The following is a 13,231-nucleotide window of genomic DNA, read 5'->3' on the forward strand; positions in this document are numbered from 1 at the left end:
GTCCTTGACGACTTACGAGGCAGTGCTTCAGTTGATCGAAGACGTGCCGAGCGCGGCATCTGCCGGTCACCGCGACGTGAGGTGGTTGACGGGCGCCCGTGTGGTCGGAGTCGCGCGGGACCACGACGGCCACATTGAAGTGTTCCTAGCAGGAGTTCGGCTGAGCCCTGGTTCTAGCGCGGTCAGGGACGCAATAGAGTTCCGCGCCTGGCATCGGGAAGGAGCCCCCTCGTTCGACGCCAGCAGGCTCCTATTCCCCTCGTTCAGTTACTTCGATCAGGTCGCGGCGTTCATCTGCGCCGAGTTGCTGCGGTGCGGCGCTGACGTGTCCCTGAGGCAGGCATTCGCTCAGACCGAGCCGATCATCGAACTGGCTATTCAGAGACTCCGCCTGTCGAACCAGGTCATCCTCGGTTTAGCCGGCGAGCTTCTCTTGCTTGACGCTCTGTGCCGCCAGGCCGCCGATGAGCAGGTGGCCCGGATCGCCGGGTCATGGGACGGTTGGAAGAGGTCATCGCGGGACTTCTCCTGGGGCTCCACCGGCATCGAGGTGAAGGCCACAACCCGGAGCGGTTCCTCGCATCTCGTCGAGGGGGTCCATCAAGTCGAGCGGAGCGATGGCTCCGATGGAGGGGCGCCGGAGGAACGGCTGTTTCTGGTGAGCATCGGTTTGCAGCTCGCGGCCCCTGGGGATAACGCCTTCACGATTACGCACTTGGTGGAGCGAATCATCGCGCGCATAGAGGGAGCAGGGGGCGGCGGATCAGTTGCCGACAACTTCCTCGCTCATGTCGCCGAATACGGCGCGAGTTCGGGCGCCGGATACCAGCACAGCACCCAGATGCCCGACCCCTCCTACACGACACCGTTCCTTACGAGCTTCTTCCGTGCGTATGACATGTCTGACAGCGCTGTCGAGGTGCTGCGCAGGGGCGACGTCGCGGTTCGCCATCATGTTGACGTCAACTCTGTGAGATTCCGCGTGGAATTGCCGATAATTGCAAGTCTAGGCAACCCCATCGTGGGTGCGAATCAGGTGGCACGGGCCATCCTTGGCGCTGCATAGGCTCAAGCTGTAGGGGTGTTCACCCGGAGAATTCCGCGATGTAGGTGAAACTGCGTAGGTGAAACTGCTTCGCAAGTTCGGCCACGCTGAGCCGCTGCGCGGGCTGTCGTATTCGCGGTTCAGTGGGAATGGCCACCATGCTGCCCAGTCTGCGGACGAATTGCTGACGCCGCAGGCTCGCCGCAGGATTGCCGCGTTTTCCTGAATCGCCCCGCGCTCGCCCGCGATCATGGATGACGGCCGACCACTCGTTCTTGGGGGACACCTTTCCATGCCTGACCTGCCGTCTCTGCTCCACCCGCGCCCGACTGCCCGCCAGCGCGTCCTCGCCGCGTCCGCCTGGCTGGCGGCTGCGCTTGCCGCCTTCGGGATCGGCACGGTGGCGACGCCGCCCGCCCACGCTGCCAGCTCGCCGTCGTCCGTCTACACCGCGCCCAACCCGCAGCCGGCCTACGGCGCCACCGCCAGCGAGGTCCTCGCGACGCTCGAGGTGAAGGGCCGCGCCCCGAAGACGGGCTACGAGCGCTCCCAGTTCGGGTCGGGCTGGGTGGACGTGGACCGCAACGGCTGCGACACCCGCAACGACATGCTCAACCGGGACCTGACGGGGATCGTCTACGTCAACAGCGTCCCCTGCAAGGTCGCCTCCGGCACGCTCGCCGACCCCTACACCGCCACCACGATCGCCTTCCTGCGCGGCACCACGACGAGCGACGACGTCCAGATCGACCACGTCGTCGCGCTCTCCGACGCGTGGCAGAAGGGCGCCCAGCAGCTCACCTACGAGCAGCGCGTCGCCTTCGCCAACGACCCCCTCAACCTCCAGTCCACCGACGGGCCGACCAACCAGCAGAAGGGCGACGGCGACGCCGCCACCTGGCTGCCGCCGAGCAGGGCCTTCCGCTGCGAGTACGTCGCCCGGCAGATCTCCGTCAAGGCCACCTACGAGCTCTGGGTCACCCAGGCCGAGCACGACGCGATGGCGCTCATCCTCACCGACTGCCCCGGGCAGCCGGCCCCGACCAACCAGACGTCGCCGGACGCTGCCCTCGAGCCGGCGCCCGAGCCCCAGCCCGCCTCCGAGCTGCCGCTCGTCACGCCCGGCGCCTACTGCAGCACGGAAGGGGCGCTCGGGGTCAGCTCCACCGGCGTCGTGTACACGTGCAAGACGTCGGAGACGGACGCTCGGCTGCGCTGGCGGCAGTAGGGGCGGGATGGGCGGCTGCCTTGCGGGAAGGCGCTGCACGCGTCATTGCGGGGGCAGCGGGGCTGCGCGACCATCGTCGTATGGGTGCCGATACGCCTGTCTCTGTTGAACTGAACCTCCCCCAGGCCGTCCTGCTCCTGGCCACCAATGACACCGACGGGAGACCCGAGGTGCCCGTGTTCGCGCTGCGGACCGCGGTGGCGGGCGCCGTGCTCGCCGAACTGCATCTGCTCGGGGCGGTCGAGCTGCAGGGGAAGCACGTTCGCGCCACGGGCCGGGTGCCGATGACGGACTTCCAACACGAGCTCGAGGTCATCCGCGACAAGTCCCGCCCCCACACTCCCAAGCGCTGGGTCGCCATGTTCGAGGGCCGCGCCCAGGTGCAGCGCGTCTACGAGGGGATGGCATCGCTGGGCATCCTCGAGCCCATCGGCGAAGGGCGGGCGGGGCGGTTCCGGGCCAGGCGGTACGCGGAGAAGGACCACGCTCCGAGGGCGGCGCTCCTGAACGAGATCGAGCAGGCGCTCGGCGGGACGCCGTCGCCTGCCGTGGCCTCCGACTCCTCCGGTGTGGGGGCCGAGGCTGGGATGGGGGCCGGCGCCGGCGCCACCGAGGCGCACACGGCCGACCACGGGAAGGCCGCAGCGGCCCAGGCCCGGGTCACCGCCCTCATCGCCCTGCTCGAGGCGAGCGGGCTGCTGGCCAGGCTCCTCCCGGCGGCGGACAAGACCTGGGCCGACGAGATCGCGAAGGACTACTGGCCGGCCCGTGCGGTGGAGGACGAGCTCCGCCTGATCAGGATCGCGGAGGAGGAAGCCCCGACCCTCTGACGGGCAGCTCTGACGCGCGGCTACGCCGCCTGCCGCAGGAACCGCCGGAAGGCGCCGAGCATCGCCTCGGAGGGACGGTGCAGAGCGCTGTGGTTGGCCCGCGGGACCACCATGCTGGTGCTCCCCGGGAGCGACGCCGCCAGGCCCGAGGCGATGGTCCGGAAGTACGCGGGGCTGCGCGCCCCCGCCAGGAGCAGGAGGGGGACCGCGATGCCGGCGTACCGGTCAGCGGCCGCGCGGCTGCTGTCCAGCAGCGCGATCTCCTGGGCGAGGGCCGGCACCATCTCCTTCCACGCGTGCCCGTCCCGAGTGAGGTGGGACGTGGCCCACACGAGCGCCCGCGCCGCCGAGTCGGGCAGCGGCACCCGCGCCATGACCGGGTCGATCTCGCGCGAGAAGACTGTGACGGCCCCGACGTGGTCCCCTCTGGCCGAGGCCGCGACGAGTGCGGGAAGCGTGCTCGTGGGAAGGCATCCGTCGATGTTGACGGCGGCGTCGTAGACGGCGACCCGGCTCACCGGCAGGCGCAGCGCCGCCTCCAGGGCGATCCCGCCGCCGAAGCTGTGCCCGAGGACCACCGAGCTGCCCGTCGCGTGCAGGACCGTGTCCAGGTCCTCCAGCTCGGTCTCCATGGAGTAGTCCTCCGGCTGCGGGGGCGACCCGCCGCGGCCCCGGCGGTCGTACACGTGGACCGGGACGGTGGCCGAGAGGCTGCGGGCGAACCTCTCGTAGACGGCCGTGCGGGTCAGGCTGCCGCCCGCGAGGACGGCGCCGGGGCCGGTGCCGTAACTGTAGACGCGCAGTGAGCCGCCTGCGGTGCCGATCGACCGGATATGGGGGGCAACCATGGCGGCCTTCTTCCTCGAAGACTGCGCCCCCAGCTGCGACAGCGTGCGGACATGATAGACCCGGCCCGGCCGCGCGCATAGATGCCGCGCGCCCCGCGCCGTCAGTCCTCAGGAAGGGGCGCTCCCTCGGTGCCCTGCCGAGAGGAGAGCGTGTTCTCGCTCAGCCGTGAGCCCCACGAAGGCGCCGAGCTCCTCGAGCGCTCGCGGCCTGTTCGGCAGCGTCCACGTGAGCTGGGGCGACCGGACGATGACGGCGCGCCACATTCCGCGCGAGATGGCCACGTTGATCCGGTTCCGGTTGAGCAGGAACTCGAGCCCCCGCGGGGCATCGCCGGGGGAGGAGCAGCCCATCGAGACGACCACGACCGCGGCTTCCTGGCCCTGGAACTTGTCCACGGTCCCCACCCGGACGCCGCTGTGGCCGGCGGCTTCGAGCGCGTCCTTGATCAGGTTCACCTGGGCGTTGTAGGCGGCCACCACGAGGACGTCCTTCGGCCCGAGGTCCCGGGACCCGGTACCGTCGTGCCACCGCAGCCCGAGGTGGCGGCGGACCTGTTCCACGACCTCCTCCGCCTCCTCGGGGGAACTGGTCCGGTTTCCCTCATGCTCGACGAACACGGTCTCGACGCCGGCCGGCACCCCGTCAAGCCTCCTGCGCTCCACGGCGCGGGCTGGCTCGAGCTTGCCGTCGTAGGCCAGTCTCGAGACGGCGGCGCACAGTTCGGGCGCCATGCGCCACGACTCCGCGAGGAAGTATCCGAAGCGCGGTGGGAGCACCGCCGCGCCGTCGGCCAGCCAGCCGAGCGCCGAGGTGTCCACGGGCGCCGGATGCGTGCCCTGGCTCACCTGCGGCAGCTGCTGCGGATCGCCCAGAAGCAGGAGCCGGGAGGCGGCCCTACTCACGGCAACGGTGTTCGCGAGGGAGAACTGGCCGGCCTCGTCGATCACCAGCAGGTCCAGTGACCCGGCGGGCACGTGCTGCCCAGTGAGGTTCCATGCGGTCCCGCCGATGAGGCAGCCGCCCTCGCCTGCGACCAGCGCGCCGACGGCCTCGATCCGGTCGTTCTCGGTTGGCCACGGGACTGGGCAGGTGGCCCGGTCTTCGCCGTCCTTGACCTTCTTCGCCACGAGGTGCGCTGGGACGCCAGCCTCGACCGCCTTGCACAGGACGTTCTCGATCACGGCATGCGAGTTGGCGACGACGCCGACCTTCCAGCCCTCGGCTACGAGAGCCGCGATGACTTTCCCGGCGGTATAGGTCTTGCCGGTCCCGGGCGGTCCCTGCACGGCCAGGTAGGAACGGTCGAGGAGCCGGATGGCTTCCGAGATCGTCTCCCACCTCTCACGGCCGGCGGCAGCCTGGGGGAGTCCCGACGGCGTCCGCGGAGCCGAGCGGCGCAGGATGTCCATTCCCGGCTGCTCGAGCATGCGCGGCAGCGCCGCCGCTGCCGCAGTCGCCAGCTCGGCCTGCGCCGCCTCGATGGACTTGGTGTCGAAGGGCCGGCCCTCACTGAGGACGACGGGGAGCTGCGGATACGCTCCCCCCTTGGCAAGGCTCACCTTCTCCCTGATCACCATGACGTCGCACTCGCCGTCGTGGGAGACCTCGAGGACCTCCGTGTCGAACCACCCGTTCCGGCCCTGCCCCGAGGCGTCGGTCGGCTCGAGGCCCAGGGGCAGCGGCTGGTTGAAGGCGCGGAACCACCCCTTCGAGCCCGCGCGGAAGTCCGAGCCAGGGGTGATCCGGCCGGACAGCCGGGCGGTCCGGGCCACGCTCTTGGCCACCGGGGCCCAGTCCTCGACCACCTCCGCCCGGTCCACGACCATGACGTTCCGCTGGTCCTCGAGCTCGTCCAGCGGCCGCTCGAGCCGGTCGAAGTGGGCCCACCAGAAGGACTTCTTCTCGCGCGGGTGGAACCGCACGGCGGCGGCGAGCAGCTCGAGCGCCGTGTCGTCCGCTGTCGGCTCCCAGTCCGCCCGCTCGGCACGGCGCTCCAGGTACGCCAGCAGGGGAGCCTCGGCGCCCACGGGAATCTCGGCGCCCAGATCTGGCTCCGCCCGTTCGGACTCCTCCACGGACGCCGGCGCCGCCGAGCCGAGTTCGCGCAGCCACTCGTCCAGGCGCAGGGTCGAGACGCAGTCGTCCCGGTTGTAGTCGAGGATGTCCCGCAGGAGCCGCTCGGCCTCGGCCTCGTCAGCCTCCTCCCGCGCTTGGGTGAACTGTTCGTACAGGTCCACGCTCGAAGCCGCCGTCTGGACCACCCCGGTCCGAAGGTTGTCTCCCATGTACAGGGGTTCGAGCTTCTTGATCGAGTACGAGCGTTCCGAGATGCGCACGCTCTCCCGGACCGTCGCGTAGAGGTCCACGAGGAGGCCCTGGCGCAGCCAGCAGTCGATCTCCGCCTCGCGGACGCCATGCCGCACCGAGAGCTTCCGCAGCGCGGTCTTCTCGTACGCGGCGTAGTGGTAGACGTGGAGCCCGGGGTAAGCGGCGCGGCGGGCCTCCGCGTAGTCCACGAAGTCCTCGAACGCTTTCTTCTCCTCGGCCAGGCTGTGCGCGAGGAACGCCCGGAAGGTCGGCTCGCCGGCGGCGCCCTGCGGACGCTCGACGACGCCGAACAGGTACTCGAGGCCCCACGCCCGAGTGGTGGGGTCCTGCCACAGAGGGTCGCCCTCGAAGTCGAAGTAGATGTCGCCCGGGTCGGACGCCGGGAGCGACCCGATGCGGTGGGTCGGAAGAAGGCTGTACCGCAGCGGGTGGGCGGGAACGTCGTCGTGCGCCGGGACGATGACGCCTCCGTCGCCCGCCTCGGCGCCGGACTGGAGCCGGGCCTGCGCGCGCAGGCGCTCGAACGTCTGGTCCTGGGGGCGCGGCTCGGCGGCCGCGAGGTCCGCAACGGTGCGGATCCCGTCGGCGCGCAGCTTCTTGCGCCGCTGGACGCTCATCCCGGCCACGAGCAGCACATCGCCCGCCGCCTCCGCCTCCGCGGAGCAGTACTCGCAGCGGCCGCAGGCGTGCACGCCGTCGGCCTCCCAGGCGGCAGGCCCGAGCTGGGCGGCATGCCTGTCGACGAGCTCCTCGAAGCGCGCGCGCCGTTCCCTGTAGACGGGCAGGAGGTCCGGCAGGCGGAAGGACTCCTCGGCGTCCGTCCCGAGGATGAGCGTCACGGTGTCCGACGGCGGGAAGCCGGCCCGGGCGAGCTGGTCGCCGTAGGCGGCGAGCTGGAGCAGCGCCGTGACCTTCGCGTGCCGGGCGAGCTTGGTGTCGAAGACCTGGTACCTGCCCCCAGGGTCCTTGACGAGGAAGTCGGAGCGGCCGTGGAAGCGGCCGTCGAAGAACGACGCCTGGAAGACGACGTCGGCACCGGCGGCGAGTGCGGCGAGGCTCTCGGCGTGCTTGCCCTCCAGCGAGGCGCGGTCCATGCCCTCGCTCGGGACGATCTCGGCCACGCCTCCGGAAGCGCCCGGCGTCCACGGCCCGTACTCCTCGCGGAAGCGTCCGAGGACCCGGAGCTCGTGCACGTCGCCCAGTCGGGCAGCGCGGGCCTGCATGGGATCGTCGACGTCGACCTTCTCGGCCCGGCCGAGCTTCGCGTCGAGGATGCGCAGGGCCTTGAACTCGCATTGCGCGGCCGTCACGAGGTCGCTGGCCGAATACCCGAGGACGCGTGCGCCGTCGGCTCCCTCGAGGAAGAACATGGAACCCCCATCTGTAGGCCTGTTCACACTCTAGGCAGGCCCGCCGACAGTTCTCACCCCGCAATTGTTGAGTTGAGCGGGGTGAACGGACGCCGCACCCTGCTCAATCCAACAATTGCGGAGGGCGAGGGCGCAGATCTCACAAGAGACGGCCCGCTGTTGTCTTTTCATCATTCAAATACGAATAATGGACCCGGTATTCGTTGTTCGGGGGGCATCATGCTCGCCCAATCCGCGTTGGCACATGCGCAGTTCGAATCCATCCACCCCTTCACCGATGGAAACGGGCGCATCGGCCGGGCGCTCATCAGCGCGGTGCTGCGGAGGCGTCGGCTGGCGAGCCGAACTGTGACCCCTATCGCCTCGGCCATGGTGGCTGACGTGGACCGCTACTTCGGACGTGCTGGACGAGGTCGACCGCCTCGCCTCACGGCTGAGGCATCCCTCGACGTTCTAGTCCATGCTCGCGTGCAGCCGGGCCAGGGCCCATAGTCCAGCGCCCTCGCCGCTCTCCCCCTACGCGCCGCCGCGGTGCTGCCGCAGCACGTCGATGCGGGCGCGGTACTCGGCCTCGTCGATCTCGCCGCGCGCGAACCGCTCGGCGAGGAGCTGTTCGGGCCCGCCGTGGGGGTTGCCGCCCTGAGGGCCACCGGCACCCCAGCCGGGCCCGCGGGAGGGCGGCGCGCCCCAGCCCGGCTCGGACCAGGCCGGCCCGCTCTGCTGACCGCGCCCGAGCGACCGGACCAGCAGGACGACCACGGTGATGATCGCGCCCCAGAACAGCACGAACGTCACGATCATGGTGATCCAGCCCCACACGCCCATCTGGCCGTTCCAGTACATCATCACGGTTCCTTCCGCCGCGTCCGGAGGCGTCCCTGGACGTCCCGTTCGCAGTATCCGGGCGCAGGGAGGGCGGCTGGTAGGGCCATGAGTCACTGGAAGCGCGCCGGCGCGGGGGCCGCCGCCGCGGGGCACGCGCCGTCGTCCGCCACCGTGCGCTGCCGCACGCGGTGGCGGCGCACGACGGCGGGGGCCCGCCTACCGCCGCGCGTGGTCGCCGGGACGCATGCGGAGGGCGACGACGGCGCCGGAGGCCGCCGTGAGCGCCGCGACCACCGCGACCGCGGCGGGGATGCCGTACAGGTCCGCGAGGACGCCGGAGAGCAGCGCGCCCACGGCGAAACCGCCGTCGCGCCACAGCCGGTACACGCCCACGGACCGGGCACGCCAGGCCGGGTGCGCGACGTCGCCGATCGCGGCCAGCAGCGTCGGGTATACCATCGCCGTGCCGAGGCCCAGGAGCACCGCCGCCGCGAGCCAGGCGCCGAACCCCTGCGTCGCCGCGACAAGCGCGAGCCCCACCGCCTGCACCCCCATCCCGGCGGCGATGAGCCACTTGCGCCCCCACCGGTCCGACGCCGGCCCGGTCACGATCTGCGCCGCGCCCCACACCGCCGGGTAGGCGGCGGCGAGCAGGCCGATCTCCCCGAGCCCCAGCCCCGCGGAGGCGAACAGGACCGGGAAGAGGCCCCACGCGAGACCGTCGTTGAGGTTGTTCACCATGCCCGCCTGGCTCACGGAGGAGAGGGAGCGGTCCCGGAAGCTCGTGAGGGTGAACACCTGGCCGCTGGTCAGGCCGCCGTGGGCGTGCTCGTGGGCGTCGACGTGGCCGAGCGCCTCGGCGCGCGCGTGGCCGCGGGTCTCGCGGACCAGCACCACGGACATCCCCAGGCCCAGCGCGATGTACGCCGCGCCCACGAGGAACGGCCCCGGCCGCAGCCCGTACTCGGCGGCGATGTAGCCGGTGGCAAGGGCCGTGACGGCCACCCCGAGGTACCCGGCGGCCTCATTGAGCCCCATCGCGAGCCCGCGCTGCGACGGCCCCACGAGGTCCATCTTCATCATCACCGCGATCGACCACGTGAGGCCCTGGCTCACGCCGAGCAGCACGTTCGCCGCGACCACCCAGCTCCAGTCCGGGGCCAGGATGAGCATGGCCGGCACGGGCACCGCCGCGAGCCACCCCGCCACGAGAACCGGCTTGCGCCCGAACCGGTCCGCGAGGATCCCCGCGAAGTAGTTCATCGCGGCCTTCGAGAGCCCGAACGCCACGATGTACGTCAGTGCACTCGTGTACAGGTCGAGGTGGAACTCCTCGGTGGCCAGCAGCGGCAGCACGGTGCGCTCCTGCCCGAGAGTGCCGCCCACGAGCGCGTTGACCGCCACGAGCAGCGCGAACTGCGGCAGGTTCTCCCGCAGCCCCAGCACCGGTGCGGCGCCCGCGGAGGCGCGTCCCGCCGTCGGGCGCCCCGGGCCGCTCACCGGGCGGGACCGGTGACGAGGGGCTGGCCCGTCGCGGCGGCCCAGTCCTCCGGCGCGCCCTTGAACACCGTCACGTCCGCGAGGCCCGCGCGCTGGAGCAGGCTCGCCCCGCCCGCCGCGCGCTCGCCGTGCGCGCACATCACGACGACGGGCCCGCCCGGCAGCTGCCCCGCGTCCATGCCGGCGAGGGCCCCGAGCTCGAGGTTGAGGGCCCCGGGCACGTGCCCGTCCGCGTACTCGGACGCCTGGCGGACGTCCACGATCCGCGCCTCCTGCACGCCCTCCGCGGACGCGTCGGCGAGCCCCGCGGTGTCGGCCAGGCCCGCGTGGGCCGCCTCGCCGCCCGCCGCGGTCCACGCGTCCATCCCGCCACTGAGCTCGCCGGCAGGGCGGTCGACGCCGACCAGCGCCGCCGCGGCCGCGATCGCCTCGGGGTCCTGGTCGCCTCCGCGGACGATGACGAGCGGGACGTCCGGGTCGGCGAGCCAGCCGAGCCACACGGCGAACACCTTCCGGAAGGGGATGCTGATGGCGCCGGGGACATGGCCGGCGGCGAACTCGGCGACGGGCCGGGCGTCCACGACCTGGGCGCCGTCCGCGACGAGCGCGCGGACCTGCTCCGCGGTGAGCGGGGCGAGCGCCGGGGGCTCGGCGAGCACGGCTGGGCCGCGCCGGTTCACCTCGGGCAGGCGGCGGAAGTAGTCCGGGAAGGTGCCCATCTGGGCCAGGAGCGCCTCCACGAAGGCCTCCTCTCCGTCGAGCTGGAGCAGGGGGTTGCCGCGGCGCTCGCGGCCGATCGTCGTCGTGCGCTCCGCTCCGCCGCCTGATGAGCAGAAGGAGCCCGCGCCATGGGTGGGCCAGACGGGCGTCTCGTCGGGGAGCTCCATGAGCCGCTGCAGCGAGTGGTACTGGTCGCGGGCCAGGGGGATGGTCTGCTCGGGGGCCACGAGGTCGGTGCGGCCGGCCGTGCCCACCATGAGCGAGCCGCCGGTGAAGATGCCGGCGAGGTCCTCGCCCGCGTAGACGAGGTAGGAGAGGTGTTCGGGGGAGTGGCCGGGCGTGTGCAGGGCGCGCAGAGAGAGGCGGCCGAGGTCCAGGCGCCCGCCGTCCTCGAGCGCGGTGTAGCGGAAGGCGCGCTCGCCCACCTGCGGGGCCACGACCTCGGCGCCCTCGACGGCGGCGAGCTCGGCCACGCCGGAGATGAAGTCCGCGTGGAGGTGGGTCTCGACCGCGTACGCGATCCGCAGCCCGCGGGCCGCGGCCTCGGCGCGGAGTGTCCGGAGGTCCCGCTCGGGGTCAAGTGCGAGGGCGGTGCCGTCGCCGAGGTCGAGGAGGTAGGAGGAGTTGCCGAGCCCCTCGTCGACGACGGGGATCGGGGTGATGGCGTCCATCCGTGCACGTCCTCTCGGGGCCGGAGCCCGGTAGGGAGTGTATTCCACGAAAGTGTGGAATAGTATGCTCAGCATTATTACACGGATCTTTGGAGGACGTGATGGGTGACCGCGCGGACAAGGCGGCGCTCTTCGAGGAGTTCGCCCGGGTGGGCAAGGCGCTCGGGAACGGGAAGCGGCTCGAGCTCCTGGACCTGCTCGCACAGGGGGAGCGCAGCGTGGAGGCGCTCGCCGCCGCGGCCGGCCTGGGACTGAGCACCGCCTCGGCCCACCTGCAGACGCTCCGCCAGGCCGGTCTCGTGGCCACGCGCCGGGAGGGCACCCGGATCTTCTACGGCATTGCGGGGCCGGACGTGCTGCGGCTGTTCGGCCTGCTGCGCACGGTGGCGCAGGAGCGCGTGCCGGAGGTGGAGCCTCGGCGGGTCGCCTACCTGCGCCTCGAGGGCGGGCGGGCCGACGCCGAGGTCCTGACCCGGGACGAGCTCGCCGCACGCGCCGGCGACGGCGGGGTCACGGTGCTCGATGTCCGCCCCGCCGACGAGTACCGGGCCGGGCACGTCCCGGGAGCGCTGTCCGTGCCGCTCGAGGAGCTCGAGGGGCGCCTTGCCGAGCTCCCGGCGGATGGGGAGCTCGTGGCGTACTGCCGGGGAGCCTACTGCGTCATGGCCTACGAGGCGCTGGACATCCTCCGCGCAAACGGCCGCGACGCCCGGCTGCTCGAGGACGGGATGCTCGAGTGGCGGCTCGCCGGCCGCGAAGTGGAATCCGGGAGCGCGGCGTAGGCGGTGGCGACGGCTACGGCTGCCTCTGCCTCTGGCTGCCGTGGCCCGCGCGGGGTTCGGCACCCGCCCGGCAGAGACCACGTTGCGGGGTCCCGTTCCGTCGGTTGCGGGGTCCCGTCGCGCCGGTTGTGGGGTCGATTGCTGGCATCCAACAGGTTCAGTGCCCTGGCCGTTCGCTCCTGCTCGTTATGGGGAAGCAGGCCACCCAGCGCTCGGCGTGTCGCCGTTCGCCACGCCGGTGGCAGTCTCCAGCACGAGCACGAGCAAACACGCCGCCCCGTGGCAGGCCTGAATCAGTGGTTCAGCAGCCCTCGCCCGCAGGGTTGACGTTGCAGTCGTCGGCGTAGAGCTTGACCTGGGATCGCCAGATGCTCAGCGCCCGCGGCTGCGAGTCGACCTCGGCGGTGCCCACGATGGCCTGGAACGGCCCGCCGTCCACCGAGTACTCGCCGACGAAAACGGTGGTCAGGCCGACTTGGACGTCTCCCGTGGCGGTGTAGACATGGCTCGTGACGGTCTTCTCGCCCCACCGGCTCTCCGGCACGGGGCCGCCGGGGGCTGCGCTGATCAGTGTGGTGCCGTCGCCGTAGTCCCAGTGGTATTCGAGGGGCCGGGTCCTGATGCTGAACTCATGTCCGGCGAGCGTGACACTGAACGACTGCTCTCCTGACTCGGCGTAGATGTTCGTCTCGGCGCCCTTCAGCGTGTGCCGCCCCGGCTGCGCGCCGATCTTCGCGGGAGCAATCGGCAGCCTCCGGAACTCCCGCTGGGTGAAGGCTGGGGCGGCCGCTGCGCCGGACGGCGGCTCGTTCGGGAACTGGCACTCCGGCGCGCCGGACTTCTCATACCGAACTGGAGCTGTGCCCGGAACGGGCACCATGAGCTGCATCAGTTCGCCATCTTCCGCCCCGCACTCGGCTTTCCTCTCGGAGCATAGGGGGCCGAGGAGATCCGAATAGTCGGTCGGGCAAGCCCGCTGCCAGTACGGCTGAGGGCCCTCGGCCACCCCTCGGCCTTTGCCGCCGCTTTCGCCGAGTTCGTCCATTCCCGGTACGGTCCGCTCGGCCTCCACCTCAAGATCGC

The 13,231-nt window shown here is 71.6% G+C and carries 12 protein-coding genes; 5 read left to right on the forward strand and 7 right to left on the reverse strand.

The window, feature by feature from the left end:
* Positions 1 to 4 precede the first annotated feature (4 nt).
* Positions 5 to 1,066 carry a PD-(D/E)XK motif protein gene (locus tag ABCQ75_RS10760; RefSeq protein WP_345885370.1) on the forward strand — a complete coding sequence of 354 codons (1,062 nt, stop codon included), beginning with the start codon at positions 5 to 7 and terminating at the stop codon, positions 1,064 to 1,066.
* 19 nt (positions 1,067 to 1,085) lie between these two features.
* Here ABCQ75_RS10760 and ABCQ75_RS10765 read toward each other — a convergent pair whose 3' ends face one another.
* A complete protein-coding gene (locus ABCQ75_RS10765) occupies positions 1,086 to 1,331 on the reverse strand; it encodes a hypothetical protein (protein WP_345885371.1) in 246 nt (81 codons plus the stop codon).
* 6 nt (positions 1,332 to 1,337) lie between these two features.
* Here ABCQ75_RS10765 and ABCQ75_RS10770 point away from each other — a divergent pair, with 6 nt between their 5' ends.
* A complete protein-coding gene (locus ABCQ75_RS10770; protein ID WP_345885372.1) occupies positions 1,338 to 2,273 on the forward strand; it encodes an HNH endonuclease family protein in 936 nt (311 codons plus the stop codon).
* A gap of 80 nt (positions 2,274 to 2,353) precedes the next feature.
* Complete coding sequence (locus ABCQ75_RS10775; protein WP_345885373.1) at positions 2,354 to 3,103, forward strand: GOLPH3/VPS74 family protein; 750 nt, start codon at positions 2,354 to 2,356, stop codon at positions 3,101 to 3,103.
* 20 nt (positions 3,104 to 3,123) lie between these two features.
* On the opposite strand, the gene ABCQ75_RS10780 is transcribed toward ABCQ75_RS10775, so the two are convergent.
* Both ABCQ75_RS10780 and ABCQ75_RS10785 read right to left on the reverse strand, forming a co-directional pair.
* A complete protein-coding gene (locus ABCQ75_RS10780) occupies positions 3,124 to 3,951 on the reverse strand; it encodes an alpha/beta fold hydrolase (protein WP_345885374.1) in 828 nt (275 codons plus the stop codon).
* Between the two features lie 108 nt (positions 3,952 to 4,059).
* Entirely contained in the window at positions 4,060 to 7,650 is a 3,591-nt protein-coding gene (locus tag ABCQ75_RS10785; protein WP_345885375.1) for a TM0106 family RecB-like putative nuclease, read from the reverse strand.
* Positions 7,651 to 7,869: 219 nt separating this feature from the next.
* Here ABCQ75_RS10785 and ABCQ75_RS10790 point away from each other — a divergent pair, with 219 nt between their 5' ends.
* Entirely contained in the window at positions 7,870 to 8,142 is a 273-nt protein-coding gene (locus ABCQ75_RS10790; protein ID WP_345885404.1) for a Fic family protein, read from the forward strand.
* 24 nt (positions 8,143 to 8,166) lie between these two features.
* Here ABCQ75_RS10790 and ABCQ75_RS10795 read toward each other — a convergent pair whose 3' ends face one another.
* From ABCQ75_RS10795 to ABCQ75_RS10805, 3 genes are all read right to left on the reverse strand, one after another.
* The gene (locus ABCQ75_RS10795; RefSeq protein ID WP_345885376.1) at positions 8,167 to 8,496 is read right to left on the reverse strand and encodes an SHOCT domain-containing protein; all 330 of its coding nucleotides are present in this window, start codon (positions 8,494 to 8,496) and stop codon (positions 8,167 to 8,169) included.
* 195 nt (positions 8,497 to 8,691) lie between these two features.
* The gene (locus ABCQ75_RS10800) at positions 8,692 to 9,975 is read right to left on the reverse strand and encodes an MFS transporter (protein ID WP_345885377.1); all 1,284 of its coding nucleotides are present in this window, start codon (positions 9,973 to 9,975) and stop codon (positions 8,692 to 8,694) included.
* Positions 9,972 to 11,366, reverse strand: coding sequence for an MBL fold metallo-hydrolase (locus ABCQ75_RS10805; protein WP_345885378.1), 1,395 nt, complete (start codon positions 11,364 to 11,366; stop codon positions 9,972 to 9,974). The genes ABCQ75_RS10800 and ABCQ75_RS10805 overlap by 4 nt, the downstream gene beginning before the upstream one ends.
* A 101-nt stretch (positions 11,367 to 11,467) precedes the next feature.
* Between ABCQ75_RS10805 and ABCQ75_RS10810 the strand changes: the two genes are divergently transcribed.
* Positions 11,468 to 12,148: an ArsR/SmtB family transcription factor gene (locus ABCQ75_RS10810; protein WP_345885379.1), complete on the forward strand. Its 681-nt coding sequence runs from the start codon at positions 11,468 to 11,470 to the stop codon at positions 12,146 to 12,148.
* Positions 12,149 to 12,449: 301 nt separating this feature from the next.
* Here ABCQ75_RS10810 and ABCQ75_RS10815 read toward each other — a convergent pair whose 3' ends face one another.
* Positions 12,450 to 13,037: a hypothetical protein gene (locus tag ABCQ75_RS10815; RefSeq protein ID WP_345885380.1), complete on the reverse strand. Its 588-nt coding sequence runs from the start codon at positions 13,035 to 13,037 to the stop codon at positions 12,450 to 12,452.
* Positions 13,038 to 13,231 lie beyond the last annotated feature (194 nt).

This window comes from Sinomonas halotolerans, assembly GCF_039615075.1.
GTDB classification, from domain to species: Bacteria; Actinomycetota; Actinomycetes; order Actinomycetales; family Micrococcaceae; genus Sinomonas; species Sinomonas halotolerans.

Excerpts from the sequence above, each read along its gene's own strand:
- ABCQ75_RS10770 (WP_345885372.1), top strand. The coding sequence starts at position 1,338 with ATGCCTGACCTGCCGTCTCTGCTCCACCCGCGCCCGACTGCCCGCCAG.
- ABCQ75_RS10775 (WP_345885373.1), top strand. The coding sequence starts at position 2,354 with ATGGGTGCCGATACGCCTGTCTCTGTTGAACTGAACCTCCCCCAGGCC.
- ABCQ75_RS10780 (WP_345885374.1), bottom strand. The coding sequence starts at position 3,951 with ATGGTTGCCCCCCATATCCGGTCGATCGGCACCGCAGGCGGCTCACTG.
- ABCQ75_RS10785 (WP_345885375.1), bottom strand. The coding sequence starts at position 7,650 with ATGTTCTTCCTCGAGGGAGCCGACGGCGCACGCGTCCTCGGGTATTCG.
- ABCQ75_RS10790 (WP_345885404.1), top strand. The coding sequence starts at position 7,870 with ATGCTCGCCCAATCCGCGTTGGCACATGCGCAGTTCGAATCCATCCAC.
- ABCQ75_RS10795 (WP_345885376.1), bottom strand. The coding sequence starts at position 8,496 with ATGATGTACTGGAACGGCCAGATGGGCGTGTGGGGCTGGATCACCATG.
- ABCQ75_RS10805 (WP_345885378.1), bottom strand. The coding sequence starts at position 11,366 with ATGGACGCCATCACCCCGATCCCCGTCGTCGACGAGGGGCTCGGCAAC.
- ABCQ75_RS10810 (WP_345885379.1), top strand. The coding sequence starts at position 11,468 with ATGGGTGACCGCGCGGACAAGGCGGCGCTCTTCGAGGAGTTCGCCCGG.
- ABCQ75_RS10815 (WP_345885380.1), bottom strand. The coding sequence starts at position 13,037 with ATGCAGCTCATGGTGCCCGTTCCGGGCACAGCTCCAGTTCGGTATGAG.